The organism is Bdellovibrio bacteriovorus (assembly GCF_048286975.1).
Lineage (GTDB): Bacteria > Bdellovibrionota > Bdellovibrionia > Bdellovibrionales > Bdellovibrionaceae > Bdellovibrio > Bdellovibrio bacteriovorus_H.
Window position 1 is genome coordinate 26,000 of sequence record NZ_JBLVRT010000002.1, and the last position, 24,607, is coordinate 50,606.

The window sequence follows — 24,607 nt, forward strand, 5'->3', positions numbered from 1 at the left end:
GTGAAAAAACTGATGGAAATCGCTAATGTTTAAGTAATTGAAATGAAGTTCCGTCTCACGCTGATGCAAAGTGCGCGGACTGAGGAGTGAAGCTGACTCAGACAGAGATTGTGCAAAAGAAAAAGCCCGGCAATGCCGGGCTGGAATAACGTATCATTTGTAAACAGTCTTAATGGTGTTCCGGATCCGCGCAGTGAGTGCCGTCAGTTTCCGTTTCGATGGTGGCTTCGACAATGCCAAAATCACGCACTCGTTTTTTGACCTGATTTTTGATCTTTTCAATATCTGCAGCGCTGGCTCCGCTGGCCACGACAATATGCCCGGTGAAGATGTGATTTTCGCCATCCAGGGACCACAGGTGCGCATGGTGCACACCCACCACCTGATCCACTTCCAAAATGGCTTTTTCAACATCCAGCACCTGAATATGACTTGGTGATGCCATCAAAAACACCTTCAATGCCTCGCGCAGATTGCGAACCACGTTGTAAAGAATCCACAAAGCCAGCGCGATCGCCATGCCCGCATCCAATTGCGGCACATCAAAAAATTTCATAACCAAAGCGCCGACCAGAACCATCACCCAACCCAGCACATCTTCGATCATGTGCCACATCAGCATTTTTTCATTCAGAGATTCACCCTTGGACACACGGTAAGCAGCAAAACCATTCACCGCCACACCCAGAAACGCCAACAGGATCATACCATCTGCATGCGGCTGCTGCGGAGCAAACAACCGCGGCACGGCCTCTACCAAAATAAAGATCGAACCCAATACCAAAATCAAACCGGTGATCACCGCCCCAAGGGTGGAGAAACGTCGATAGCCATAGGAAAACCTGCCATCACTTTGTTTGTGCGACACTTTTTCCAGAATGATCGCCAAAAGCATCGCGATGGCATCGCCGAAATCATGAAGCGCATCCGACAAGATCGCCACAGAGTTCGTCCAAAGCCCCCCGATAAGCTCAATCACCGCAAAGGTCAGATTCAGCACCAGCGCAAAGGTCATACGCCCGACAACCGCGCCGTGGGAATGATGATGATGGTGTCCGTGAGAATGAGAATGGTGATGATGAGCATGCTTGGATTCAGACATAGCTCATTTAACGCTTTTCTGGGATTGGAAGTCAATCGAACAGCCTTGAATTGACCCCCCGAAACGGTCGTGATAGTTGAAAAGTCACTATGAAACGCTCTCAATACAAGCAATTTGCATTTGGCCTGCTCGTTTACACCCTTCTTGTCATCCTTTGGGGGGCATGGGTAAGGATTTCTCATTCTGGCGATGGCTGCGGCGACACCTGGCCTCTTTGCCACGGGCAATTGATCCCTGAAGCCGAACGCGGTAAAACGTGGGTTGAATACGGCCACCGCCTGATGTCTGGCATCTATGGCCTTGTGGTGATTTATTTCTGGTGGGTATCGCGCAGGCTTTACCCTAAAGGTCACTATGCCCGCAAAGCGGCTCTGGCGACTTTGATCTTCACCATCTCTGAAGCGCTGCTGGGAGCAAAGCTGGTTCTGTTCGGACTGGTAACCACGAACGACACACCTTATCGCGCTTTCATCATGGCTTTGCACCAGATCAATTCCTTCCTGCTGACCGGATCTGTGGCACTGACCTATGCAGCAGCCCTGCTAACTGAAGACCTGCGAGTTCCAACAACTCAAGACCGTCGTTATCGGCTGATGCCCTGGGTGATCGTGATCATCGGTATCACCGGAGCCTGGGCTTCACTTTCCAATTCCCTGTTTCCGACTGACAATTTGCTGCAGGGATTGTTGGATGATTTTTCCAGTGAGTCCCACTTCCTGGTTCGACTTCGCGGCTTCCACCCCGTACTGGCTCTGCTGGGCGGCGGCAGTCTTGCGCTGTTCTTCTGGCTGAAGGCTCAGACAACGGAATCCCTGCTGGTGCAAAAACGCTCCGTGCAAATGAGTGTGCTTTTGATTGCGGGTATTTTATTCGGAATCGCGACGCTGCTTTTGCATGCGCCGGTATGGATGAAAATCGTGCACCTGGCACTGGCTCACACGATCTGGGTGGTGTTGCTGCAATGGGTGTTCTTCATCCGCAGCAACAAGCTTACGTAGTCAGCTCGTTCGACTCCATCAGACGGTGCAGGAAATGCACCTTCTCGTTGATGTCATCGTATTCCAAAACCATCTGCTGCAAATCGTAATCGCGCACCAGATAGGATGCAAAACTCCCCACGATCTCTTCCGGGTGGGTGAGATTTCTCATGAAAATATCCCTCTGAGCCGGATCCGGAATGTGCGTCTGGATCCAACGGGTCAGAATCTTATGCAGGGAATTCAGCTCCAACCTTAGGCCGGGCTCAAGCACGGTTTTCTCGGGGATGATCTGCCCCTCACAAACCATATACGGAGTTCCACGATCCAGGACCTTGCCCAGACGTAACTTGCCCTGCCCCTGAATAAAGACCAAAAGGGTCCCGTTCAGGCGCTCTTCAATAATCTGAGCATATCCGTATCCGGCCACCTCACGCACAAAGGGAACAACCTCCCCTGGACGCACGGGAGTGACCTTCGCAGGATCCTCGATGAATCCCACGGCAATCGGGGTCTGGGTTTCCACAGCTTCCTTGATCATGGAAAGATAGCGGGGCTCAAAAATATTCAGAGGCTTGGTTGTCCTTGGGAACAAGGTCACATTGACTAGAGGAAAAAGAAAGACTTCCATGCGAACACGACTCCTCTTGCTTGAACTTTGATTATAAGGACTGTAGCCTGTAATTGCTATGGAAAAGGTGGATATATCAATGCGAAATGTGGTCTTTTTTGATGGCGTCTGCCACCTTTGCAATGGTTTTGTCGATGCTGTGATCAGCAAGGACAAAAACCACACTTACCTCTTTGCACCTTTGCAAGGAACGACCGCGGAAGAGGTTCTGAGTGCTCAGGACCGGACCAATCTTGATACAGTGATTTACTTTGAGTCAGGTAAACTTTATTACCGCTCCGCTGCCATTCTGAAGATCCTCACTGGCCTGGGTGGAGCCTACAAACTGTTTGGCCTGGCCTGGATCATCCCCGGACCTTTGCGTGATGCACTTTACAAACTCATCGCAAAAAACCGTTACTCGTGGTTTGGCGAACGCGAGTTTTGTCGCCTTCCCACCCCGGCTGAACGCGCTTACCTCTTGCCGTAAGCGTTCAGAATTTTCTCAACAAACGGGCGATCCGCCGCCGACAGGGACATCACATCAATTTCCTCAGGCCGCTGCCACTTGAAGGCATCATGTTCGGTCAATACCAAATCCTCTCCACCTCTCACTGATGCCCAGTACACTCTTAGACGGATGGTCTTGGACGGATAAGAAAAATCCTCCTCACCAATCAGCTCATGCACCCGGATATCCAAAGCCAGCTCCTCCGTTATCTCGCGGACCAAAGCCTGCTCGGGGGCCTCTCCGGCCTCCACCTTGCCACCCGGGAACTCCCAAAAACCCGCCCCGGACTGTTCGGGACCACGGCGAACCACAAGAATGCGCCCCTCGGGGTCTTCTTGTCTTTGAATCACGGCGGCGACGACTAATACCGGCAGCTTGGTCATGAGATTTCCTTCTGTAAGACTAAAGTATATAAGCGGTTTTTGAGTTTTATAAGGATTTGTTTTACTCTAAGAAAGATTCACGCACAGTATTGGTGCTTCCTAAATATGAAGCCCCTTGATAACATCAAGGTTTTGAGGGAACACGCATCATGATCGACTCGGGCAACTCGTACTTCATTCTCCTCGTCAGCGGGGTGGCACTCTTCCTTTACGGGATGAGCATGGCCTCCAGCTCTTTGGAGAAACTGATGGCCGGAAAAATCACCGGCCTTTTAAATCATCTTTCGCAAAGTAAATTTCTGGCCATCCTGACCGGGGTGGTTCTAACGACCCTGATGCAAAGCTCGGGGGCGGTAACCTCCATGCTGGTGGGATTGGGATCGGCCCGCGTGGTCAACCTGCGCCAGGTGATGGGTGTGATCATCGGCACCGCCATCGGCACCACGCTGACGGTTCAGCTGATCTCTTTGGATCTGACCCAGTATGCACTGCCGGTGTTCACGATTGCCTTTGCTTTCTATTTCAAAGCCAAGAAAACAGTCTTCAAGAACCTTTCCCTGGTCTTCATGGGCTTCGGCCTGCTGTTCTTCGGGATGAAGCTGATCTCGATTTCCTCCCACCACTTTGCTGAAAATCCAATGTTGACGGAGGTCTTCCAAAGTCTGCGTGACAATCCGGGTTATTCACTGCTGATCTCAGTCGTGTTCTGCGCCTTCGTACAAAGCTCGGCTGTGACGATTGGTCTGGCGATGAGTTTGGCAACCGTCAAAGCGATCACCTTCTACGATGCGATGTTGTGGGTGTATGGTGCCAACATCGGAACCACTTCCGTGGCTCTGATTGCAGCAGCTGGCGGCAACTATATCGGCCGTCAAGTGGCCTGGGCGCACTTCTTCTATAAAACTTTAAGCGTGGTGATCTTCTACCCGTTCACGCAGATCTTTATCGACTTCCTGATGACGTTCGACACCACTCAGACCCGCTCCATCGCCAATGCGCACTTGATCTTCAACGTATTGTCTTCAATCATCTTCTTCCCATTCATCAACAAGGGTGCCGAGCTGATTGAAAAAATGTTCCCGAAAGCGGCGTCTGAAGAATTTGGCACTGAGTTCGTGAACATGAACAACTACCAGAGCTCCGCTTTGGCGATATCTTATGCCAACCGCGAAATCATGCGCACGGCGGACATCGTTCTGGGCATGATCAAGGACTCCATTCGTCTGTTTGAAACGAATGACCCGAAGGACTTTGATTCCATCAAAGACCGCGATAATAAAGTCGACTTCCTGTACCGCGAAACCAAGATGTTCCTTCTGGATCACGCGAATAAATCCACCACAGTGGTGCACCAAAACGTCATGAACATGATCATGTTCCTCAGTGACGTCGAGCGCGCCGCTGACGCCATCGACATCAACATCCTGGCATTGGCGATCAAAAAGAACGCACTGAAACTTGAGTTCTCTGACGAGGGCTGGGCCGAAATTCGCCAGATGCACGAACAAGTGGTGAAAGTGGCGTCCATGGCCATCAATGCCTATCAGAACAAGGAACTGGCCGAAGCCGCTATCCAGCTGAAACGTGATCTGGCCAAAACCGAGATCTCTTTGCGTGAAAACCACATCAGCCGTTTGAACAGAGGTCTAAACACTTCAATCAACACCAGTTCGATCCACTTGGATCTGCTAAGTGAATACCGTCGTATCGCAAGTCTTCTGTGCAACCATGCTTACAATCAAAGGTCCCAGTCATGATGAATAATGCCCTTGCCCCGATCGGCCTGCTGATCATTTCCAATATCTTTATGACATTTGCCTGGTACGGGCATTTGAAGTCGTTGAAATCTTCAGCTTTGTGGCTGGTGATTCTGATCAGCTGGGGCGTGGCCTTTTTCGAGTACGTGTTTCAGGTTCCGGCCAACCGCCTTGGATCAGACCACTATTCCTTGCCGCAGCTTAAGATCATCCAGGAAGTCATCACGATGGTGGTCTTTGCGGGGTTTTCGGTTCTCTATATGAAACAGTCCCTGAAACTGGACTTCCTCTGGGCGGGTTTATGCCTTGTGGGGGCGGTTTATTTCATTTTCCGCACCCCTTAGAAATAAATCACGCATTTGCCTCATTTTAGGATACGATTAAAGTATGAAGTTCATTTATGTCCTGGAAGATGATGAACGCATTCAGAAGGATCTATTTGAGACCTTAAAAAATATAGATTCCGGGCTTTCTATTCGCTTTTTCCTGAACCTGGCAGAATTCCACGAATGGCTGAAAATTTCCGTTACTGAGGGACCAAAAGCACTGGCCATCGGTGGTCGCCGCCATGCTGACGACACGTCTCCGGATGTGACACCGGCAAGCACCCACGAACTGCGGCTGGTGATCGCCAAAAACGAATTCCTGGGCGTGCAAAACATGGGTCTGATCAAACGGGCCCGCGACTTCTTCCTGCGCAAGAAAATGTGTTCAACCCAGGAACCGACGGCATTGATCATCACCGCCTTTGACAGCCCGGATTTTGATATTTCGCTGGCCGAAGAGCGCATCATCAACAATGTGATCTTCAAACCCTTCGACAAACTTATTCTGCGCCAGCATCTGGAGTTCGCCCTGTCCGGCCATCACCCGGTCAGCTCAACCGCCGTGGCGTCAATGCAGATCAGCTCAACAATTGAGATGCTGAAAGAAGTTGAACTGCACAGTATTAATGAAATCGGCTTTGCAACTGTGAACAACCATGAAATCCGCATCGGAGCGCTGACCAAGTACTATAGCGAATCCTTTACCACAGACAACAAGCGATCACTGCTGGCCTACTGCCACTCATGCAAAGAGCTCTCTCCTAAAGAGTTTCTGTGCGAATTCCTGTTCCTGGGTGCCGACAACCAGCAACTAAGCCAGATTCGTAAAAATATCCTGACTGACAAAACCCACCTCCTGGAAAATGTAAAAAACAAACTGGGAAATCACACCCGAATCCTGCTGCTGGACGAGGATGTGCCGCTGGCCATCGAAATGAAAACGTTCCTGTCGGAACGCTTCGAAAACACCGAAGTCTTCACCTATTCCAACTACGGACAACTGCTTTCAGACCTGGCAAACAAAGAAACTCCGAATCGCCAGGAAATTCCGGCGCAGTTTGACATGATCTTTGTGAACTACGCGGATTTTGAAATCGAGAAACAGAAAAAATGGGAACAGCTCCAGCAGTATCTGAAAGACCGCAGCAAGATCTATAATCTGGAGTTCAATGAAGCGCCGGATCTTTACATGATCTCGCGCAAGCGCATGACTGTGGAAGAGGTTAAAACCATGTCCTCTTGGGTGAAGGACATCTACTTCACGCCGCTGGATAAGACCTATATCTTTAAAAAGCTATTAAAGACCCGCACTTCACTTGTGAATAAAACTGAAACCACCATTGCCAGCCACAAGGACAACAGTGCCCTGAAAGTCGCAAACCCCGTGGAAATCACCCAGATTTCCGAAGCAGGTCTGATCATGAAGTACTATCGCGAGATCAGCATCGGCGCCTTCCGGGAATTCGTTTTATGGCGTCCGGAAGAACTGGAGACTCCGGAAATCATCGGAACTGTCAACTACACCGAAAAAGACAAAGGCGGCGGAAACTACTTCCTGAACCACTTCGTCTTCTTCGGCATGAAAGACTACTACCTAAAACACATCCGCCTCTGGCTGCGCGAAGCCTACATCAAAACCAAAGAAAAATAAGTGCCTGGTTCTTTTAAATCTTCTTTCTTTTCAGCAGCAGCGAATTACTTACTACTGAAACTGAGCTCATCGCCATGGCGGCACCTGCGATGACGGGGTTTAACATTCCCAAGGCTGCCAGAGGGATCCCCAGGACGTTATAGATAAAGGCGAAGAATAAATTCTGACGGATTTTCTTTAATGTCAGATGTGACAGCTCAATGGCCTGAGCCACGGACTTCAGATCGTTTTTCATCAAAGTCACGTCCGCCGTTTCAATCGCAATATCGGTTCCAGAAGACATTGAAAAACTCACATCAGCCATCGCCAATGCAGGAGCATCATTGATACCGTCGCCCACCATCGCCACACGCAGTTTTTTACGCTTCAGCGTCACGATGACATTGGCTTTGTCGGCGGGCTTCACACTGTGTTTGTATTCAGTGATTCCAGCCTGACGGGAGATTTCTTTGGCAGTGCCTTCGTTATCCCCGGTAAGCATCATGACTTTCACACCGCGCTTTTGAATTTCGGCGATAGCCTCTTTCGAGCTTTCACGGATACGGTCTGCAACGGCGATATAACCCAGGACACGAGCGTCATCCGCGAGCACCATCAAAGTCTGACCTTTGGATTCAAGATTCTTTAAAAGCTCCTGATTCAAGGAAAACTCCGGAGCCACCCAGGCACTCTTACCCAGCTTCAGTGAACGGCCCTGAATACGGCCTTCCACACCCTGCCCCATCACGCTTTGAAAATTTTCAACATGAACCAGGGGCAATCCCTCTTTTTTTGCCTCTTCCAAAATAGCGTAAGCCAAAGGATGCGACGATCCCGCCTCAAGGCTTGCCGCAAAGGTCAGAACTTCTTTTTTGTCCTGACCGGAAGTCACATGAATTTCCGTTACTACGGGCTTTCCTTCTGTAATGGTGCCGGTTTTGTCCAAGACCAGAACATCAATTTTTTCGGCCAGCTCCAAGGCTTTGGCATCGCGGAATAAAACCCCAGCCTGAGCGCCTTTGCCGATGCCCACAACCACGGCGGTCGGTGTGGCCAAACCCAAAGCACACGGACAGGCAATAACCAGGACCGAAACGGATGAAATAAACGCCATCGTCAAATCCCCGGTCCACAGCCAGGTCCCAAAGAATGTCAGCACGCTGATAACAACGACCACTGGAACAAAGACCGCTGAAATCTTATCAGCAAGACGCTGAATAGGAGCCTTCGAGCCTTGAGCGGTCGTCACTATTTTAATGATTTGCGCCAACTGAGTCTTACTGCCCACACCCGTGGCTTTAATGCGCAGACTGCCATCCTGATTCAGGGTCGCTGCATAAACGTGATCATCGACAGCCTTTTGCACCGGCATACTTTCGCCGGTCAGCATCGACTCATCCACAGTCGAAAGTCCCTGCACAACCAAACCATCCACAGGAATGGATTCGCCGTTTTTCACCACCACGATGTCACCAGCCACCAGTTCGCTGACGTCCAAAGAAACAACTTCGCCGTTTCTTTCCACCATGGCCTTTTTCGGCTGCAGGCGCAGCAGGCCTTCCACCGCTTCCGAGGTTTTTCCCTTCGCGCGGCTTTCCATCAACTTACCCAGCAGAATAAGGGTAATGACCGCAGTGCTGGCCTCGAAATAAACGTGATGATGATGCCAGCTCATGGCCGTCATCACCGCACTCAAGCCATAAGCCATCGTTGTCCCCAAGGCCACCAGTACATCCATATTGGCACTGCCCGATTTCAAGGCGTAGTAAGATCCACGATAGAATCTCCAACCGACCCAGAACTGAACCGGCGTCGCCAGAATCCACTGCACCCAGCGCGGAATCATCTCATGCCCCACCCCGCTCAGCATCACGGCCATCTCAACCAGAAATGGCGCCGTCAGAATTGCTGAGATAATAAAAAGACGCAGCTCTTTGCGGTATTCAGCCGCAGCTTCCTCTTTCAGCTTTTGGGCATCGACTTCGGAATTCACTTCAAAAGCCTGATACCCCAGCTCCTGGATGGTTTTAATCAGGTTTTCAACTGTCAGGGGACTGTCCCCCAGATTCACCTGGGCTTTTTCTGTGGCAAAGTTCACCGTTGCCGTCACACCTGGCAAACCATTTAATGTCTTTTCAATCTTGCCTGCACAATTCACACAGGACATGCCAATGAGTTGCAACTCGGCACTGTTGTTTTGTGTTTCCATAACGACCTACTTACTGACGAGATTCATGATCTCGTCGATTTTTTTGGAGATTTCTTTTTCGTCCTTGGATTTGATCGCGGTCTTCACGCAACCGTGGACATGGGTCCTCATAATCTCATTTTCCATCGCCTGCAGCGCTTTTGCGGCCGCACGGATCTGAAACACAATATCAGGACAATAGCGACGTTCTTCGATCATGTTCTGAATGCCATCCAACTGACCGCGGACACGGTTGAGACGCTTTAAATGACCACTGTGGTCGGGATGCTGACCGGATTCTTTTTTCATGACACACCTCGATTTCAGTTCCAGTATATACCCCCCTGGGGTATGTATTTCAAGAGGCCTTGAAGAAAAATATTTTTCCTCGGATTGTCACAAGGCTGGATACCCCCTCCTAGTAGGGTGTGCGGAGGCATTAAAGTAGACCTATGCTTGATAGAATTATTAAATACTCACTGACTCATCGTCTCATTGTGATTGCAGTCGCTGCTTTAATGGTGGCCTATGGAGGCTGGGCCCTGGTGCACCTGCCTGTGGATGTTTTTCCAGATCTGAATCGCCCAACAGTTAACATTATGACCGAAGCCCATGGTCTGGCCCCGGAAGAGGTCGAAACCCTGGTGACCTTCCCGCTGGAAACAGCCCTGAATGGCCTGCCGGGCGTAGAGCGGGTTCGGTCGTCTTCGGGCGTGGGTTTAAGTGTGATCTACGTCGAATTCGGCTGGGACACGGATATCTATAGAAACCGCCAGATGGTGCAGGAAAAAATCGCCCTGGCCAAAGAGAAGCTTCCCAAAAACATCTCCCCGACTCTGGGACCAATTTCCTCCATCATGGGAGAAATCCAGTTTGTCGGCTTAAGCTCTCCGGACAATAAAGTCTCAGGAATGGATCTGCGCACACTGGCAGACTGGACTCTGCGCCCCCGTCTGATGAGCATCCCGGGTGTGTCTCAGGTCATCTCCATTGGTGGAGGCGTTCGCCAGTATCAGATTCTGATTTCGGCAGAAAAGCTGCAAAAGCTGCAACTGACGATGGACGAGGTTGAACACAACCTGTCGGATGTGTCCCAGAATTCAACCGGAGGTTTCATTGACCTGAACGGACAGGAGTTCCTGATCCGCAACATCGGCGCTGTTAAGGAAAAAGAAGAGATCATGAACTCCGTCGTGGGCATGCACCTGGGGCGCCCGGTTCTGGTCAAAGAAATCGCTGATGTTGTTGAGGGTCCACAGACCAAGCGTGGTGACGGCAGCATCAACGGCAAACCCGGCGTGATTCTGTCCATTCAAAAGCAACCCGGAGCCAACACTCTGGAGCTGACAGAAAAGATCGATGAGGCTTTGAAACAGTTCGCCACCACCCTCCCGGCCGGCGTTGAGCTTCAACCCAACCTGTTCAAACAGTCCCTGTTCATTGAAACAGCCATTGATAACGTAAAGATGGCCCTGCGCGACGGGGTCTTCCTGGTCTTTATCGTTCTGTTCCTGTTCCTCATGAATTTCCGCACCACTGCGATCACCATGACCGCAATCCCACTGTCCTTTGTATTGACGGCGATTGTGTTTAAATTTTTTGGACTTTCAGTCAACACCATGACCCTTGGAGGCTTGGCGATTGCCATCGGGGAACTGGTGGATGATGCCATCGTGGATGTCGAAAACGTCTATCGCCGCCTGCGCGAAAACAAACTTTTGGCAAATCCGCGCAATTCACTGGTTGTGATTTATGAAGCCTCTTCCGAGGTTCGTAACTCTATCGTGATTGCGACTTTGATTGTGGTTCTGGTGTTTGTGCCACTATTCAGTATGGGTGGCATCGAAGGACGTCTGTTCGTTCCACTGGGTATCTCTTACATCGTTTCTTTACTGGCGTCGATGGTGGTTTCTTTGACCGTAACCCCGGCCCTGTGCTCTTACTTCCTGTCCAAGGGCGAGCTGCTTGAACACAAAGACAGCGCTCTGGTGCGCTGGATGAAGAAACATCAGGAAAGACTGCTGAATAAAACCCTGGACAACCCGAAGCCTGTTCTGTGGTTCTCTGGCCTTTTGTTTGCCGGATCCATCGCCTTGTCTTTTGTTGTGGGTCGCGACTTCCTGCCGCACTTTAATGAAGGCTCCGCGATGATCAGCGTGGTGGCACCTCCGGGCATTTCACTGGAAGAGTCCAACAAAATCGGAGCACAAGCAGAGTTGATCATCCTGAAAACCCCGGAAGTCGTCACAGTATCCCGTCGCACAGGACGTGCGGAACTGGATGAGCACGCTGAAGGCGTGAACACCTCCGAAGTTGAAGTTGATTTCAAAGAAGAAGGCCGCCCTCGCGAGGTGGTTTTGGAAGAACTGCGCAAAAATCTGGAAGCAATCCCGAACGTGGGTGTGAATGTGGGACAACCAATTTCCCACCGTCTGGATCACCTGCTTTCAGGCGTGCGTGCCCAGATCGCCATCAAGGTCTTCGGACCTGAGCTTTCCACGTTGCGCGCCAAAGGCGCCGAAGTATATCAGGCCATCAAAGATGTACCCGGACTGGTCGACCTTCAGGTGGAACAACAGGTTCTGATTCCACAGGTTAAAATCCATCTTCTTCGAGAAGAAGCCGCCCGCTATGGAATCACCGTCGGTGACCTGGCACAACTGCTGGAAAAAGCTCTGCAGGGCGAAGTGGTGGGTCAGATTCTGGAAGGACACAAAACTGTTGATGTATTCATGCGCTTTGATGACAAGTCCCGAACGGACCTTGAGCTGATCAAACGCACACCGGTAAAAATCATGCCGGACGGAAGCCGCATCACCGTTGAAAAAGTCGCTGACGTGTACGAGTCCACAGGTCCCAACATCATTCAGCGCGAAAACGCCCAAAGACGCATTGTCGTTCAGGCGAACTCAACAGACCGCAGCCTGGATGCCATCGTCGCTGACATCAGAAAAAACATCGAAGCGAAGGTTGAAATGCCAGCGGGCTACTATGTCGTCTATGGCGGGCAATTCGAAAGTCAGCAGCAGGCCTCCAATATGATGTCAGTTCTGGGAGTAATTTCAATTCTGACGATCTTCCTGATCCTGTATGCCAACTTTAAGTCCACCTTTATCTCTATTCAGATCATGCTGAATATCCCGATGGCCTTCATCGGCGGTATCATCGCGATTTACCTTACGGGTGGCACACTGAGTATCGCCAGCCTTGTGGCCTTCGTCACTTTATGCGGGATTGCCTCCCGTAACGGCATCATGATGATCTCGCACTATCTGCATCTTATGAAACACGAGGGTGAAGACTTCTCTAAACACATGGTTGTGCGCGGGTCACTGGAGCGTCTGGTTCCAGTTCTGATGACAGCACTGACTGCGATCCTGGGCCTCTTACCCTTGGCACTGTCTCCAGGAGCACCGGGCCGCGAGATCCTTCATCCAGTCGCCATTGTTATTGTCGGCGGCCTATTAAGCAGTACACTGCTGGATATGTACCTGACTCCGGCGGTTTTCTGGAAGTTTGGCAAAAAGTCCGCATTAAAACACATTGAAGAAACTGAAAAACAAGGAGTCCTTTCATGAAACGCACCCTGAAAAGCCTGATCCTTCTGGCATCTCTGTCACTATCACCGTTGGCGCTGGCCCACGAAGGCCATGATGTGCCCGGCACTCTGAAAGCCCAGCACGGCGGCATTCCAAAATCAGGAAAATTGTTCAACATGGAAATGCTGGCGATTGAAAACAAAGTTCAGTTCTTCCCGCGCGCTCACGAAGGCGAAAGCGTTGACAACAAAAAGATCAAAATCACCGGCACCGCCAAATCACCAAAAGGAAAGCCCGTGGCTCTGCAATTCGCGCCCACGGCAAATTCCTTCGATACGACTGTAGACTTCCAAGGATCACACCGCGTGAATCTTGAGATCAAAGTCGACTATGAAGGCAAATCCGACACCTTCAAGTTCCTGGTAGAAAAGTAAAAGGAGTTCCTATGAAGTGGCAATGGGGTTTGACCACCCTGTTCTTCAGTCTCTCAGCGACCGCGCAAAACCTGACAAGCCTGCAACAGCAGCTTGTCAGCAACAATCCCGAGTTGCGCGCAAGCATCTCGCGCCAGCAGGCCAGCCAAAATCAGGCCAAGAGCCAATGGAGCCCTTTCCTGCCGGAGCTGTCAGCCTCTGCCGGATATGGCAAGGAAAACACTTTGCATGACAAAGACGATGGCTATGTCGGCTATTTAAGCGGACGCTGGAATCTGTATCGTGGTGGCCAGGACTGGAAAAACAAAGGCCTTGCCACTCAGGAATCCCGCATTGCCGACTTCGATTTGGAAATCACCTCCCGCCGTCTGCACCGCGAACTGGGCGAAGCCTATTACGAGGCCTTACTGAACACACACTTCATTTCCGTCGACTCTGAAAAACTGCAGTTCCTGCAAAATCAGCGCGCTATGGCTCGAAAGAAAATCAACGCCGGCCTGACTTCCGATGTCGACGCCATTGAACTGGATCTTGAAGAAAGCACGCTGTCGGCAGAAATTGAAGCTCACAAAACCGATTTGCAGATTTCAAAGGATGCTATCAAGACTTTGATCAACAGCACGGACGCAGTTCAACTGACGACAAAAGAAACCTTCCCGCGCGTGAGCGAGTCTGACTTTACAAGTTCCGATCTTGCGCGCAATCCCACCCTTCTGAAGCAACAAGCCCTGGAGGAAAGCACACAGCTTCGTCGCCAGCAAACCCAAGGCGCATACCTTCCAAGTATTGATGTGAATGCGCAGTATGGCCGTCTGGTTCCGAAGTACGATGATCCATTGGAGGCTACCGAATCCCGCGTGTCCGTACTGATGACCTGGACATTCTTCTCGGGCCTTGAAACTCGCTTCAAAAGCGCTGCCGCCAGGGACATGGAAAAAGCTCAAGGATTTGAAAAAAATGGCACCCGCCTGCAACTGGACACTCAGGTATCCAGCCTGCGCAACAAAGCCCGGGAACTATTGCAGCTGCGCACACTGCTGGAAAAACGCCAGACGCTGACTCAGAAGTATTACGACCTGACGCTGTCTGAATATCGCCGTGGAGTCAAAAACTCTTCGGATCTGGCCAGCGCCACGAACAGTCTTTTTGATAACCGCACCAGACTGCTGGAAGTGCAAAAAGAACTTGCCGTGCTAAAACTGAAATTCGACGAACTGACTATCTAAGGAGACTCACATGAAACTACTAGCAACCCTCATCCTTCTTCCGGCATTATCCTGGGCCCACGGCGAAGACAAACCGGGCCCTCACGGCGGTCACATCCAGATGCCCGGCGCCTTTCACACAGAAATCACCGTGGACAAAGACCAGAGCGTTCATGTTTACCTGCTGGATATGAACTTTGAAAATCCAACCATCAAAGATTCATCCGTAGCGGTGACAGCAAAAAATAAAAAATCAGAGGTGAAATACACCTGCTCCGTGATGGGCTCTGATCATTATCACTGCATCCCGAATGGAAAAGTCCCTGCAAAAACAAAATTGATTATTCAAGCAACCAGAGAAAAAGCCGTGGGCAACGAAGCCGTTTACAAACTGCCGCTACCAGCCTTCAAAGAATCAAAAAAGGAATCCAAAAAAGAAGACCACTCCCACCACCACTAAGCGAAAAACGTGCTGGGACTTAGGCCGCTCAAAAAGACCCAGATGCAAGGCGGAGGAGAAGTCAGATGGGCCTTTTTCAGCCGCCTAAGGGACGGGGCGGACTTTTTGGGTGGCTATGGTAATGGATTCGAATTCGCGACGGAACAGGGACATCAGGTCTTCGGCCACGCGCACTGGATCCAGCTCCAGATCCTGCAAAGACAGGGTTTCAACCGGAGTGCCCTTGTTGGTGACGTTCATGGCGAAATGAACCATCACAGACACTGGTGAGCGAGTCGCAATGCTAATGCTTAACTTTTTGGTATCCAGGTAAATATCATCTCCGTCACGACGAACAGACTTTCCGTTCAGAAGACCCTTCCCGTGAGACTGAACATAGTCTTTCGCAATCGAAGCAAACAGACGCTGCAAAGCCACGCCCGAGAACAAATCACGATCAAACACTTCGATGATAAAATGAAGCATTTCATCGGACTGGATCACCGCCTTTTCAAGCAGATCTTCTCCGTCGACCATGTGGTCAAAGGGAATGGAGCAAGCCCCTACCCAGGAAACAATGGAGGGCCCCAGAATTCCATGATCCAGATACGCAAACAAAGAACGTAGCTGGGAACCGTCATAGGCAAATTTCTTTTCAATAAATGAAGTTTCCATCCGCACTACTCCTTAAAAAGATGTTTCACATCAATACTGGCTGAAGCAAAAGCCCGTTTGGAACGAAGACAGGATTCACACTGCCCGCACCACTTGTCACCCGAGAAGTAACAAGGCCAGATCAGCTCCCAGGGAACTTTCAAGCCCTGTCCCAGGCGAACGATATCCGGCTTTTTCAAGTGAGCCGTATAACAGCCCACCGTCACGTGATTGGATGTGGAATACCACAGGGACTTAGTCGCTTGTTCCAAAAATTCACGGGAATTGTCCGGGAAAGTGGCAGCCTCTTCGGCATTAAACCCCGGTATCACGGCATCGGCACCCAATGCCTCGGCGTATGCCGCTGCGATATTCAAAAAAATCCCGTTGCGATTGGGAACCCAGACCGACTTGGCCGTCTCTTCGGATTTTTGCTGATTGTCGATTTCAACGGCAGATCCCGTGGGAACGGCCTGATCCTCGACCAGCAAAGAAGACTTGTTAAAATCCTTGAACCACGGAAGCTCGACAACTTTATGTGGAATCCCCAGATGCTTGGCGATGTTCGCCGAAGCTTCCAGTTCTTTCTTGGCGGCGCGCTGACCATAATTGAAAGTCAAAGCCAGAACAATTTCATGATGATGTTTGATAGCCTCGTAAGCATTCACCGTCGAGTCCAAACCCGCCGATAAAAGCACTACGACCTTTTTGTTTTTTTTCATGTGGCTGCCTTTAAATCCCGAATAAGAATCTGAACTGTCTTTTGCCCGGCAAAATAGTTCCACTGCAGTTCACCCAGAACATGGTAGAACCCTGGCACATTCGTCAAGGTATCCAGCTGGCGTGGTGTCGGCGTGAACAACAATGCTTCCGCAGAAGCTCCGCCATCAGCATCGGCAATCTTCAAACGAAGATGACCGCCCTTCAGTTCGCGCTTGGATAAAACCTGCACATTCGTGAAATGAATCAAAGGAATCGAGAACCCCGCCCCGAACGGACCGACGAAGTCATACCATTTCATCAGAGCTTCGCTGACTTCGGAAAGCCCGGCTTCAACATCGTAGAAGATTTCTAGCGGTTTGGGCTTTTCGCGCAAATCCGAGAAATGATCCGCAAGTTTACCGACGAAAGTGGAAACCTTGGTTTCAGCAATTTCAAAACCCGCTGCAGCCGAGTGACCACCGAAACGACTGAGCAACTCCTGCGCCGAAGACATCGCCTCCACCAGACAGGCTTCCTGACCTTGTGGCAAACGGGCACTGCCCACGATCATGCCGTCATCACCCACCGCCCCCACAAAGGCTGGTTTGTTATAGACTTGAGTCAGCTTCGTCGCGATCAACCCAAGAACTCCGCGGTGGAAGTTTTTGGAAGCGACAAACACGAAATCCTGATGAGGCCAGCCTTGAAGTAATTGTTGAGCTTCTGCTTCCGCATCCCCCTGCAATTGCACGCGGGTGGAATTATTCTTCATCACTTGTCGAACCATATCGCGGGCTTGGCTGGGATCATCCAACAAGAATATATCAATCGGAAGAATGCCGGATTCCATACGAGAAAGCGCATTCAGCTTTGGCGCAAAACGAATCGCCACATCCTGACTTGTCAGCGGTCTTCCGGTCAGGTCTAATTCTTCAAGCAACGCTCGAAGTCCTGCACGTTTGGTTTCAGCAAGCTTCACCAGACCATGCTTTACCAGCACGCGGTTGTCGTCCACCAGCGGCACCATGTCCGTCAGCGTACCGATGGTAAAGTAATCCAACACTTCTTTTAAATCCCAATTACTTTTAGGCAGTTGCGGATGATCGTGGAAGTGACGTTTCAATCCACGCAAAAGATAGAAGGCAACACCCGCCCCACAAAGATAACCCAATCCCGACGGACAATCCCCCTGATTGGGGTTCACCACCACAAATGCCGCAGGAATTGTTTCTGCTGGCAAATGGTGATCCGTCAGAATTACATCCACACCCAGTTCATTGGCTTTATCAATCGCCGCGTGCGCGGTGATACCCACGTCGACGGTGATGATCAGGCTGACACCTTGCTTTTTCAACTCCTCGACCGCATGGGCGTGGAAGCCGTAACCTTCCGCCAGCCGTTTTGGCTGATAGTGCAAAACATCCGGAAACCCCAAAGCCAGCATGCCGGTTTTCAGCAACGCAAGACCGGAAGTTCCATCCAGATCGAAGTCAGCATAGATGCAGATTTTTTCTTTATTCAGGTACGCCTGACCCAGGCGCTCAAGAGCTTGAGACATCCCCTTAAGCACAAGAGGATCTTTCAAATCAGCGAGCTTCGGGAAGAGAAGCTTCTCAACATGGGAAGCTTCAGCAAAACCGCGAGCTGCAAGAACCTTTGTGATGAGCTTCGGCCATTGCCCCTCGACATTCGAGGGGATGACTGGCTCATTCTCAGATTCCCGCAGCGTCCACAAAGGATTCATGAAAATCCTTACGCCGCTTTAGCTTTTTTGAACTGGAGCTTGTCCATCAAAAGAACGAAAGGAGCCGCTACGTAGATAGAAGAGTAAGTACCGAAGAAGATACCCACGCAGATAGAGAACGCGATGTCCTCAACTGTACCATCAGCAAAGATGTACAGGCAAAGCGCGGAAACGAAAGTGGTACCGGACGTAATCAAAGTACGCACCAACATTTCGTTGATGGACTTGTTGATAACGAACTTGAAGCCCTTATCGTGGTTTCCAGTGTCGATCTCACGGATACGGTCAAATACGACGATGGTATCATTCAGAGAGAAACCAATCAGCGTCATGATCGCAGCCAAAATAGACACATTCACTTCTTTACCCACAAGAACGAAGACCGCCAAAGTGATCACCGCATCGTGGAACAAGCAAAGTACTGCGCCCGGAGCAAACTTGTAATCAAAACGAAGTGCCACGTAGATCAGGATCACCAGCAAGCAATAGAATACTGCCAGCAAACCGTTACGCTTCAACTCCGCACCCACCTGAGGACCCACGGTATCAATACGGCGGATGTCCGGATTGGAAGCCTGGAATTTCTCAGTGATGATGCCACGAACCTTGGTCAGGTCCGCATTCAAAATCTCATTCGTCTCTTTGTCCGTTTTACCTTCACGGCCCTGGAAACGAATGATGAATTCGTTGCCTTCACCGAAGGACTGAACACCCACTTCACCCAAGTCCAGACCCGCCACGGAGTCACGAACCTGATCAATGGTAACACCTTGGTCAAATTTCACCTGGATCTCGGTACCACCTTTAAAGTCGATACCGTAGCTGATGCCGTGAACCGCAAGATAAATCAAAGAAGCAACAACCAGGACCAGGGACACGCCCCCGAAAAACCAGGCTTTACCGACGAAGTCAAAACGTCCAAATGATTCTGTATTTTTATTAGCCATATATACCTACTAAACCGACAACTTCTTGAAGTTGAATTTATTCACCAAAGTATCAACGATAACTTTGGAAACGAACACGTTTGCGAACATGGAAGTCACGATACCGATCAACAAGGTCACCGCGAAACCACGCACCGGACCCGTACCGAAGTACAACAGAACCACAGCAGTCGCTGCCGTCGTCACGTTGGCATCGATGATCGCAGACATCGCACGGTTGTAACCTTCAGCAACAGCCACCTTGATTCCGTGGCCCATGCGCAGTTCCTCCCGAATCCGTTCATTGATCAGAACGTTGGCATCAACCGCAAAGCCCACAGTCAATGCGATACCCGCAATACCCGGCAAAGTCAGAGTTGCACCGAAAGTTGTCAACAAAGCAAAGATGCCCAGGATGTTCAACCCCAAAGCAAAGGAAGCAACCGCACCCATGGATTTGTAGTAAACCAACATGAAGATCACGATGATCGCGGCACCCACGTATGAACCCAACTTGGCTTTGCCGATCGCATCAGCACCCAAAGTTGGACCTACACGACGCTCTTCCAATTGCTCCAAAGAGGCAGGCAAAGCACCGGCACGCAGAGACGTGGAGATCATTTTCGCTTCATCCATCATACCGTTACGGTCACGACCGCCACCCAGTGTGATGACAGCAGATCCACCCGCAATACGATCGCGGATGCTTGGAGCAGATTTTACAACTTTATCAAGAACGATGGCCATTTGCTTGCCAACGTTATTGCCAGTCAGGTCTGCGAATTTCTGAGCACCCGCAGAGTTGAACTGCAAAGACACCTGAGGAGAACCGTACTGGTCGTAACCAACAAACGCGTCATCCAAAGCCCCACCACCAAGATCTGTGTCAGTTCTTAGCAAGTAAGGGATAGCACCTGCATCGATAGTCGCTGCATTGGGAGCTTTTTCGAAGTAAACAGCCGTTTTCTCCGGAAGTTTGCCTTTCAAAGCCTCATTCACGCGAGTCACGTAGTCAGAGTACTTGGTGTTTTCCATGTTGAAGTTGCCCGCTTTTTCAGCTTCAGCAATCATCACCTGAAGTTCCTGAGGTGTCTTCTCATGGGACACGATCATGAAATCAAGCTTCGCAGTTGTGTTGATAAGCTGTTTCGCTTTTTCAGCGTCAGCCATACCCGGCAACTGGATCAGGATGCGGTTGGCACCCTGCTGGGAAATCGAAGGCTCTGCCACACCGAATTCATCGATACGGTTACGGATGGTTTCGATGGACTGCTGAATAACGCGATTTTTGTAGTCATTCAGGTAAGCATCGAAGTAACGAGCCGTTACAGATGTGTCTGTAGAGCTCACAACCTGCAAAACAGTTGAATATTTGTCGGCAATGAATTTCTCAACAGCTGCTTTACCAGCGGCATCAGCAACCAAAACCTGAACCTCTCCGGATTCAGGTTTTTCGGATTTAACGTCAGCATAAGCCACGTTTTCCTTGGTCATTTCAGACTTCATGGTCATGATCAGACGAGTGGTGGATTCTTTAACCACACCATCAACATCCACGCCCATCACCAAGTGCAAACCACCCTGGATGTCCAGACCGTAATTCAGTTTTTGTTTGGAAGGCCACCAGGACACATCCGACAAGTTAACCAAGTTAGGCAATACCCACACCAAAGATGCGGCTACGCCCAATACTGCTACAAACGTTCTCCAGCGAAGACCTTCCATTATTTCTTTTCCTCTTGAGTTGCTGCTTTCTGAGATGTTGCGATCTGACTGCGAAGCATTTTCACCTTAACGCCGTCGGCGATCTCCAAAGTCACAAATTGCTCAGTGATGCCTTCTACACGACCCAGGATACCGGAGGAAGTGACAACTTCGTCACCTCTTTTGATTTCGGTCAGGAACTTCTGGTGTTCTTTCTGACGCTTGGACTGAGGGCGAATAATAAGGAAATAGAAGATGACGAAGATAAAGATGAACGGCACAAACATTTCGAAAGCTGATGGCTGGCCGCCAGGAGCTGCTGATTGTGCATGAGCTGTGGATACAAGAAGTCCGTATAACATTGATTCCTCCATAAACTTACAATTCTAACTGACGTTAAAATTCAGCATTATTCTTGGGAAGAATCAATACTTTAGTAGAAAGTCGATCAAAAAGGTTCGGATGCAAGGCGGAGGGCCTTCCCGCAGCGCAGGCGTGCTCTATGCACGCCGGAGTGAGGACAAGGCCCGACAACGCAGCAGGCGGGCCTTTTTCATCGGCTTTAAGAATCTTTCTTGGCGAAGCGTGTTAAGCAGAAATCACGATACTCTGCCCAACGGCCCTGGGCGATGGCCTCACGCGCTTTTTCCATCACTTTCATATAGAAATGAATGTTGTGGATGGTGTTCAGACGGGATCCCAGGATTTCCCCGCTCATGAACATGTGACGCAGGTAAGACTTGGAATAGTTCTTACAAGTATAGCAATCACATTCCGGATCCAAGGCTGAAGGATCTTCCTTGTACTCAGAACGTTTGATGCTGACCTTGCCGTTCCAGGTGTAAATTGTCCCGTTGCGTGCCACTCTTGTAGGCATGACGCAGTCAAACATATCCACGCCGGAATCAATTGCGATAATCAAATCTGTCGGCGTTCCCACGCCCATCAGATAACGCGGTTTATTGGCTGGCATTCTTGGCGCCACATCCGGCAGCAACGCATGCATCAAATGCATCGGCTCCCCGACACTGAAGCCACCCAAAGCATAACCCGGAAGATCCACGGAACAGATCTGCTCCATGGATTTCAAACGGTGCTTCAGGCTCAAACCGCCCTGTACGATACCGAACAGCAGACTTTCTTTGCGGGTCATCGCCGCCTGAGAACGCAGCAACCAGCGATACGTCAACGCCATGGATTTTTCGATCTCTTCATCGGTGGCCGGATACTTCAAGCACTCGTCAAAGGCCATGATGATGTCTGAACCCAGGTCCATTTGGATTTCCATGGATTTTTCAGGAGAGATAAAGTGCTTCGCGCCATCAAGGTGGGAACGGAACTCCACACCCTCTTCAGTCATGTTGCGAAGCTGGGACAAAGAGAACACCTGGAAACCGCCAGAGTCCGTCAAAATCGGACCGTGCCAGTTCATGAACTTGTGCAGGCCACCCATGCGCGCGATGGTTTTTTCGCCAGGGCGCAAATGCAAGTGGTACGTGTTACCCAAAACAACCTGAGTGCCGCAGTCTTTCAGTTCTTCCGGCGTCATGGCTTTCACTGTGGCTTTGGTCCCCACGGCCATAAATACAGGCGTCTGCACCGGACCGTGCGCCGTCATCAGGGTGGCACGACGGGCATTGCCGTCAGTCGCGTGAACTTTGAATTCACCCAGTTTCATAGTTGCATCTGTTGCTGTGGAATTAGGACCCACGGCTGTGGAATTGTGACCGTCCAACATAACCTCACCCTTCGTGAACTGCCGACTTTGCGGCCGCGACCCAAACTGTCAGATCGCCATAAGAAAAGAGCCGGAACTTTCGCTCAATGGCCCATTGATAGCAAGCTTTTACTCGATTCAAGGAAGAAAATCCGGCGACCAAAGCCACCAGAGTCGACTGCGGCTGATGGAAATTCGTCATCAGACAATCGACCACTTTGTACTGATATCCCGGCTGAATCAGCAGTTTGGTAAAACCACTGAAACCAGTTTCGGACATCGCTCCCAACAGACCTTGCGCCGCACTTTCCAGCGAACGACTGGTGGTGGTGCCCAGCGACCAGATCTTACGACCTTCCGCCTTGGCTTTTTGCACTGCCAACCAGGTCGCCGCAGAGATTTCGACATACTCTTCGTGCATATCGTGATCATTCAAATCTTCCGCCGTCACCGGCAGGAAAGTTCCCAGCCCCACGTGCAAAGTGACTTCCAGAACTTTCACTCCGCGGGATTTCAGACCTTCGATATCCTCTGCAGAAAAATGCAGACTCGCCGTCGGAGCCGCAAAACTGCCCGGATTTTTATTCCACGCCGTTTGATACCAGGATTCATCAGCTTCCACCGTGTGGCGCTGTTCGCGGGCTTTTTGAATGTAGGGAGGCAGTGGCAGTTCAGCCACTTTTTGGAAGTAGTCTTCGCTGATTTGCTGGCTGAGAGAAACTGTTTGCGGGCGGCCTTTTTGCTGTAAAGTCATCTGCACACCCAAAGGAAGCTCCAGCACAGAGCCTATTTTGAATTTCTTGGACGGGAACAAAACCTCCCAGTCCGTGGTATTGATCTGCTTCAGGAAAAGGATTTCAACGTCGCCCGAAAATACCCGGCGTTTCAGAACACGGGTGTTATTCACGACCAGCACATCGCCTGCCGGAATTCGCGATAACAGATCCTGCAGACTGATTTCCTGGGGCTCCAATTCACCTTCCACCCACATCACGCGGGACGGCCGCACAGGGGACGTGGCAATAAGCTCTTCAGGGTAGGAAAAGTCCAAATCGGTCAGTTTCATAGGTGGGTTCTGATACCATAAAACCCCCATACGAGGCAGTTTTTTGTGGCTTCGGCCCACGGAAAGGGTTTAAAACAACAGCCATGACTTTAGGACCCCTGTTACTTTTACTCTCTGCCCTGCTTCATGCTGCCTGGAATGCCCTGGCCAAGGCCTCTAAAGACAAGGAAAGCTTCCTTTTTCTGACCATTTTACTAAGTGGTCTGATTACAGCCACAAGCCTGCCGATCAGCGGGACAGGGTTTATTTTTCCAGACAACCGCGCCTTTGCGATTGCCATTCTTTCCGGCGTTTTTGAGGGGTTCTATTTCCTGACGTTGTCCAAAGCCTTGCGGACCTCAAGCCTTGGGAAATCCTACGCCATCATGCGCGGAGGCGCCATGGTCTTGGTGTGGATGTATTCCACCCTGCTTCTGGACGAGCGGGCCCACGGTCTGCAATTCCTGGGAGCTGTTTTTGTGCTTTTGGGAATTCTGGCGATGAACTTCCAGGATCTGCTGAAAGGAAAACGGCAGAATCTGAAAAACGATATCTGGGCCTATATCAGCGCCGTCTTTATCGCCGGATATCATCTGGCCTATCACGAAGCCCTGACCGAAAACACCGATCCCAAGCCGCTCTTCATGGTGGCGATGATCGTATCTTTGCCGTTTTTACTTTACGGCATCCGCAGTGCCCCTTGGCAGCGCCTGAAAGCCACGATGACCTCGCACCCCGTGCGGGTTCTGCTGTGCGGAAGCTTCGCCACAGCTTCGTTCCTGATCTTTTTGTATGGCTTAAAGGTTTCAGCCCCCGGCTTTGCGATTTCGCTCAGAAACTCCTCCATCTTTTTCGCGGTTATTTTCTCGGTGTTCCTCAAAGAGTCCCTGACCCGGACACAAATTCTGAGTGCGGCCACTATCGGACTTGGCGCTTTGCTGCTAAGCCTTTAAAAAAATCTGGACTGTTTGCATAGTTCAGCGTCTCCTATCATTGTTATTTCACAACAAAAGG

The 24,607-nt window shown here is 50.5% G+C and carries 23 protein-coding genes; 10 read left to right on the forward strand and 13 right to left on the reverse strand.

Annotated elements, in window-relative coordinates; translation table 11 throughout:
* Positions 1–169: 169 nt before the first annotated feature.
* Complete coding sequence (locus ACNQKP_RS08435; RefSeq protein ID WP_417864135.1) at positions 170–1,102, reverse strand: cation diffusion facilitator family transporter; 933 nt, start codon at positions 1,100–1,102, stop codon at positions 170–172.
* Between the two features lie 89 nt (positions 1,103–1,191).
* Between ACNQKP_RS08435 and ACNQKP_RS08440 the strand changes: the two genes are divergently transcribed.
* Positions 1,192–2,100, forward strand: coding sequence for a COX15/CtaA family protein (locus tag ACNQKP_RS08440; protein WP_417864137.1), 909 nt, complete (start codon positions 1,192–1,194; stop codon positions 2,098–2,100).
* Here ACNQKP_RS08440 and ACNQKP_RS08445 read toward each other — a convergent pair.
* Positions 2,093–2,710, reverse strand: coding sequence for an LON peptidase substrate-binding domain-containing protein (locus ACNQKP_RS08445; protein WP_417864138.1), 618 nt, complete (start codon positions 2,708–2,710; stop codon positions 2,093–2,095). The two genes, ACNQKP_RS08440 and ACNQKP_RS08445, sit on opposite strands and share 8 nt — an antisense overlap.
* Positions 2,711–2,789: 79 nt before the next feature.
* On the opposite strand from ACNQKP_RS08445, the gene ACNQKP_RS08450 reads away from it, so the two are divergent.
* The gene (locus ACNQKP_RS08450; protein ID WP_417864140.1) at positions 2,790–3,179 is read left to right on the forward strand and encodes a thiol-disulfide oxidoreductase DCC family protein; all 390 of its coding nucleotides are present in this window, start codon (positions 2,790–2,792) and stop codon (positions 3,177–3,179) included.
* Here ACNQKP_RS08450 and ACNQKP_RS08455 read toward each other — a convergent pair.
* Positions 3,164–3,583: a (deoxy)nucleoside triphosphate pyrophosphohydrolase gene (locus ACNQKP_RS08455; RefSeq protein WP_417864141.1), complete on the reverse strand. Its 420-nt coding sequence runs from the start codon at positions 3,581–3,583 to the stop codon at positions 3,164–3,166. The genes ACNQKP_RS08450 and ACNQKP_RS08455 overlap by 16 nt on opposite strands.
* Positions 3,584–3,732: 149 nt before the next feature.
* On the opposite strand from ACNQKP_RS08455, the gene ACNQKP_RS08460 reads away from it, so the two are divergent.
* From ACNQKP_RS08460 to ACNQKP_RS08470, 3 genes are read left to right on the forward strand one after another with little or no spacing between them, the layout of a single operon-like run.
* The gene (locus tag ACNQKP_RS08460) at positions 3,733–5,340 is read left to right on the forward strand and encodes a Na/Pi cotransporter family protein (RefSeq protein WP_041577687.1); all 1,608 of its coding nucleotides are present in this window, start codon (positions 3,733–3,735) and stop codon (positions 5,338–5,340) included.
* Entirely contained in the window at positions 5,337–5,684 is a 348-nt protein-coding gene (locus tag ACNQKP_RS08465; protein WP_015091300.1) for a DMT family protein, read from the forward strand. Before ACNQKP_RS08460 ends, ACNQKP_RS08465 begins: the two co-directional genes overlap by 4 nt.
* A gap of 43 nt (positions 5,685–5,727) precedes the next feature.
* Positions 5,728–7,317: a hypothetical protein gene (locus tag ACNQKP_RS08470; RefSeq protein ID WP_417864143.1), complete on the forward strand. Its 1,590-nt coding sequence runs from the start codon at positions 5,728–5,730 to the stop codon at positions 7,315–7,317.
* A gap of 13 nt (positions 7,318–7,330) precedes the next feature.
* On the opposite strand, the gene ACNQKP_RS08475 is transcribed toward ACNQKP_RS08470, so the two are convergent.
* Both ACNQKP_RS08475 and ACNQKP_RS08480 read right to left on the reverse strand, forming a co-directional pair.
* A complete protein-coding gene (locus ACNQKP_RS08475; protein ID WP_417864145.1) occupies positions 7,331–9,505 on the reverse strand; it encodes a heavy metal translocating P-type ATPase in 2,175 nt (724 codons plus the stop codon).
* A 6-nt stretch (positions 9,506–9,511) separates the two neighbouring features.
* A complete protein-coding gene (locus ACNQKP_RS08480; protein WP_088565064.1) occupies positions 9,512–9,793 on the reverse strand; it encodes a metal-sensitive transcriptional regulator in 282 nt (93 codons plus the stop codon).
* 143 nt (positions 9,794–9,936) lie between these two features.
* On the opposite strand from ACNQKP_RS08480, the gene ACNQKP_RS08485 reads away from it, so the two are divergent.
* Genes ACNQKP_RS08485 through ACNQKP_RS08500 form a run of 4 tightly spaced genes read left to right on the forward strand, consistent with a single transcriptional unit; the run spans position 9,937 to position 15,122 of the window.
* Entirely contained in the window at positions 9,937–13,062 is a 3,126-nt protein-coding gene (locus ACNQKP_RS08485; protein WP_417864147.1) for an efflux RND transporter permease subunit, read from the forward strand.
* A complete protein-coding gene (locus tag ACNQKP_RS08490) occupies positions 13,059–13,457 on the forward strand; it encodes a hypothetical protein (protein WP_417864148.1) in 399 nt (132 codons plus the stop codon). The genes ACNQKP_RS08485 and ACNQKP_RS08490 overlap by 4 nt, the downstream gene beginning before the upstream one ends.
* An 11-nt stretch (positions 13,458–13,468) precedes the next feature.
* Positions 13,469–14,683 (forward strand): TolC family protein, encoded by a 1,215-nt coding sequence (locus tag ACNQKP_RS08495; protein WP_417864149.1) that lies wholly within the window; start codon positions 13,469–13,471, stop codon positions 14,681–14,683.
* Positions 14,684–14,693: 10 nt separating this feature from the next.
* Positions 14,694–15,122: a hypothetical protein gene (locus ACNQKP_RS08500; RefSeq protein WP_417864150.1), complete on the forward strand. Its 429-nt coding sequence runs from the start codon at positions 14,694–14,696 to the stop codon at positions 15,120–15,122.
* 84 nt (positions 15,123–15,206) lie between these two features.
* On the opposite strand, the gene ACNQKP_RS08505 is transcribed toward ACNQKP_RS08500, so the two are convergent.
* From ACNQKP_RS08505 to queA, 8 genes are all read right to left on the reverse strand, one after another.
* Complete coding sequence (locus tag ACNQKP_RS08505; RefSeq protein ID WP_417864151.1) at positions 15,207–15,776, reverse strand: DUF366 family protein; 570 nt, start codon at positions 15,774–15,776, stop codon at positions 15,207–15,209.
* Between the two features lie 5 nt (positions 15,777–15,781).
* Positions 15,782–16,477: a 7-cyano-7-deazaguanine synthase QueC gene (queC, locus tag ACNQKP_RS08510; protein ID WP_417864152.1), complete on the reverse strand. Its 696-nt coding sequence runs from the start codon at positions 16,475–16,477 to the stop codon at positions 15,782–15,784.
* On the reverse strand, positions 16,474–18,201 hold the full coding sequence (recJ, locus tag ACNQKP_RS08515) for a single-stranded-DNA-specific exonuclease RecJ (RefSeq protein WP_417864153.1): 1,728 nt from the start codon (positions 18,199–18,201) through the stop codon (positions 16,474–16,476). Before recJ ends, queC begins: the two co-directional genes overlap by 4 nt.
* An 8-nt stretch (positions 18,202–18,209) precedes the next feature.
* Positions 18,210–19,148, reverse strand: a complete 939-nt coding sequence (gene secF, locus ACNQKP_RS08520; RefSeq protein ID WP_417864155.1) for a protein translocase subunit SecF — start codon at positions 19,146–19,148, stop codon at positions 18,210–18,212.
* Positions 19,149–19,157: 9 nt separating this feature from the next.
* Positions 19,158–20,852: a protein translocase subunit SecD gene (gene secD / locus ACNQKP_RS08525; RefSeq protein ID WP_417864157.1), complete on the reverse strand. Its 1,695-nt coding sequence runs from the start codon at positions 20,850–20,852 to the stop codon at positions 19,158–19,160.
* Complete coding sequence (gene yajC / locus ACNQKP_RS08530; RefSeq protein ID WP_226988156.1) at positions 20,852–21,193, reverse strand: preprotein translocase subunit YajC; 342 nt, start codon at positions 21,191–21,193, stop codon at positions 20,852–20,854. The genes secD and yajC overlap by 1 nt, the downstream gene beginning before the upstream one ends.
* 200 nt (positions 21,194–21,393) lie before the next feature.
* Positions 21,394–22,569 (reverse strand): tRNA guanosine(34) transglycosylase Tgt, encoded by a 1,176-nt coding sequence (gene tgt, locus ACNQKP_RS08535; RefSeq protein ID WP_417864158.1) that lies wholly within the window; start codon positions 22,567–22,569, stop codon positions 21,394–21,396.
* 4 nt (positions 22,570–22,573) lie between these two features.
* Positions 22,574–23,614 (reverse strand): tRNA preQ1(34) S-adenosylmethionine ribosyltransferase-isomerase QueA, encoded by a 1,041-nt coding sequence (queA, locus tag ACNQKP_RS08540; RefSeq protein WP_417864160.1) that lies wholly within the window; start codon positions 23,612–23,614, stop codon positions 22,574–22,576.
* Between the two features lie 83 nt (positions 23,615–23,697).
* Here queA and ACNQKP_RS08545 point away from each other — a divergent pair, with 83 nt between their 5' ends.
* On the forward strand, positions 23,698–24,546 hold the full coding sequence (locus ACNQKP_RS08545) for an EamA family transporter (protein WP_417864162.1): 849 nt from the start codon (positions 23,698–23,700) through the stop codon (positions 24,544–24,546).
* The last annotated feature ends 61 nt before the right edge of the window (positions 24,547–24,607 follow it).